Annotated in this window: 3 protein-coding genes and 1 riboswitch; all 3 genes read left to right on the top strand. The window is 76.2% G+C overall.

The window, feature by feature from the left end:
* Positions 1 to 373 (top strand): hypothetical protein (locus tag KBX39_RS27635; protein ID WP_247660672.1); only part of this gene is annotated, 373 nt, incomplete at its 5' end.
* Between the two features lie 85 nt (positions 374 to 458).
* A riboswitch (cobalamin riboswitch) is annotated at positions 459 to 596 on the top strand.
* A gap of 136 nt (positions 597 to 732) precedes the next feature.
* Complete coding sequence (locus KBX39_RS27640) at positions 733 to 2,187, top strand: terpene cyclase/mutase family protein (protein WP_210873296.1); 1,455 nt, start codon at positions 733 to 735, stop codon at positions 2,185 to 2,187.
* A partial coding sequence (locus KBX39_RS27645) for a hypothetical protein (RefSeq protein ID WP_210873298.1) occupies positions 2,184 to 2,974 on the top strand: 791 nt, incomplete at its 3' end. The genes KBX39_RS27640 and KBX39_RS27645, both read left to right, overlap by 4 nt.

Here is a 2,974-nt window from a genome sequence, read left to right on the forward strand (position 1 = left end):
GGTCTGCACGTCCGACGTGGACGCCACCGCGCTCGTGACGCAGGCGCTGCGCGCCGCGGACCGTCCGGCCGACGCCGCCGCCGGGCTGCGCTGGCTGGTGTCCGTTCAGCGTGCCGACGGCGGCTTCACCGTCACCGGCACCGCCCGCTGGGGCCTGGCCTTCGTCTGCCGGATCAACGGCAAGCCCACCGCCGCGACCGAGCCGTGCGTCAACACCCCGCCGGCCACCGCGTACTGGTCGTACTGGCACGCGTCCAGCGGCGGCTCCTGGTCCTACAGCACGTCGGGGGCGACCGGCTACAACCCCGCGCCGGGCAGCGTCGAGGGCTGGTCCTTCGGCGCCGGCGCCCCGCCGAGCATCGCCGCTCCCTGACCCGCCGGCTGCGAACGGTGTGACCAGCGGCGCGCCGGGTACCGGCAGCTGCTCTGGCGTCGTCGCGCGCCCGGGCGGTACGGTGTCGGCACCCGGTGCGCCGGGCACAACTGCATACGTCCCGTGTGGGGGGAAGCCGGTTCGAAGCCGGCGCTGACCCGCAACCGTGAGCGAGAGTCCCTTTCGCGAGCCGGAATGCCCCGCCCGGGACGAGCGGCTTCCACTGTCGAGGTCTACAGGGTGAAGTCCGGGCCGCCGAGGTCCGACCACCCCGCCCACCGCAGCACGCGGAGCGGGGTGTCCGTCTCTCGGGGTGCTTTCCGGAGGTTTCACCGACCGCTCTGCGAAAGGCACCCCTGATGCCCCTGTCCCGGCGTCTCACCACCGGTCTCGGTACAGCCACGGTGACGGCTCTCGCCGCGATCACCGGCACCCCGCCGGCCGTTGTCGCGGCACCCGCCCCGGCCCACGTCACCGCCGCCCGCGACGCCGCGTCCTGGCTGGCCGGCGAGTTCACCGACGGGGCGCTGCCCGGCCCGTTCGCCCCCGAGGACTGGGGGCTGACCATCGACGGCCTGGTCGCGCTGTCCGCCACCGGCGTCGACGCACCGACCCGGCAGGCGGCGACCGCGCAGGTCGCGACACACGTACGGTCCTACAACAGCTACGACGACTGGGGCATCGAGGGCTTCACCGACGGCGGGGCCACCGCCAAACTGCTCTACGCCGCAGCCGCCGCCGACGCGGACCCCACCGACTTCGGCGGCTACGACCTGCGGGCGGAAACCCTGTCGCTGATCGCCACGGCCGACGCCGGGCACCAGCGGGGACGGATCACCAGCCGTACCACCGCCGACAGCGGCCCGGACGCCAGCAACACCTTCGACCAGTCCTTCGCCGTGCTCGGCCTGGCCCGCAGCGGCGACCTGCCACAGGATCCGGTGGACTTCCTGATCCGGCAGCAGTGCGCGGCGGGCGGCTTCCGGCTCTACCCGGACGCCGCCGACGGGCCGTCGCCGTCCTGCGACGACCAGCCCGGCGCCACCCTCGACGTCGACTCGACCGCGATGGCCGTGCAGGCGTTGCTGGCCGCCGCCGAGGACGGCGCCACGGGCGCCGGCGACGCCGCCCGCAAGGGCGCCGACTGGCTGGTCACCCAGCAGCACGCCGACGGTTCCTTCGGCGGCTCGGGACCCACCACCGGCGCGAACTCCAACAGCACCGGCCTGGCCGGGCAGGCCCTCGCCGCCGCCGGCCGCGACGACGAGGCCGCCCGGGCGGCGACGGCCCTGGCCGCGCTGCAGCTCACCGCGGGCAACGGTGGCGCGGCCTCCGCCGACGCCGGCGCGATCGCCTACAACACCGACGGATTCACGGCTGCCGCGGCGGCCGGGATCACCGACACCGACCGGGACCAGTGGCGCCGGGCCACCGCGCAGGCCCTGCTCGGGCTGGCCCAGGTCCCGCTGGGCCGGATCGGCCTCGACCCGCCGCCCACGTCGACTCCCACCCCGACCGGCACGGCCTCGCCCACCGCGCCGTCCACGCCCTCCGCGTCTCCCACGCTCACCACGTCGCCTCCACCGACCGGCACCGCCGGCCCGACGCCGAGCGTGACCAGCCCTCCGGCGACACCCGCGCCCACGACCGCGGCGCCGGCCACCGTCGCGCCGCCGATCACGACCCCGGCCGCGTCCGGGCCGGGCGGGCTGCCGACGACCGGCGTGGCGATCGGTAGCTACCTGCTGATCGCGCTGCTGCTGATCGGTGGCGGAGTGACACTGCTCGTGCTCGGCCGACGGCGGGCGGGATGAGCCTCCGCGCCGCCCGTGGCGCGCTGGCCGTCGCCCTGGTCACCGCCTGCACCACGATCGGACCGGGCAGTCCTGCGGTGGCCGCCGGGTCGGCCGGCTACTGCCCGGACGCCTCCGGGGTCACAGTCGTGGTGGACTTCAACGAACTCGGCGGCGGGACGGTGGTGCGGTGCGCGCCGGGCACCCAGGCCACCGGCCTCGCGGCGCTCAAGAACGCGGGCTTCCCGATCACCGGAACCCTGCGCTGGGGCGAGGGGTTCATCTGCCGGATCGACGGCAAGCCGTCGGCCGCGACGGAGAAGTGCGTCGACACCCCGCCTGCGAGCGCCTACTGGTCGTACTGGCACGCCCCGAACGGCGGCAGCTGGACGTACAGCGACAAGGGCGTGCTCAACCGCAAGCCGGCGTCCGGCAGCTTCGAGGGCTGGTCGTTCTCCCTCAACCGCAACGCCGACGACGCGCCCCGTCCCGGCGTCGCGCCGAAACGCCCCGCCCCTCCATCGCCACCGCCACCACCGCCGCCGCCCACGGGCGGTGAGCCGGCGGCGCCACCACCGGCGGGAGGAACCGTCGCACCGCCGCCGGTCGCCGGTGGCCGGCCCGGCGAGCCCACCCGGCCGGGCGGCACCTCCGGCCCGCCGGTCTCCGTCGGCCCGCCGACCTCCGCCGGCACGTCACCGACGGCCGGTACGCCGACCCTGACGGCGACGCCGGGCGCCGCCACCGGCACGGCACCGCAGGGCTCCTCCGACGAGCCGGTGGTGACGGATGTCGCCGCGTCCCGTGC

Origin of the sequence: Micromonospora sp. D75, assembly GCF_018070405.1 — a bacterium.
GTDB classification, from domain to species: Bacteria; Actinomycetota; Actinomycetes; order Mycobacteriales; family Micromonosporaceae; genus Micromonospora; species Micromonospora chalcea.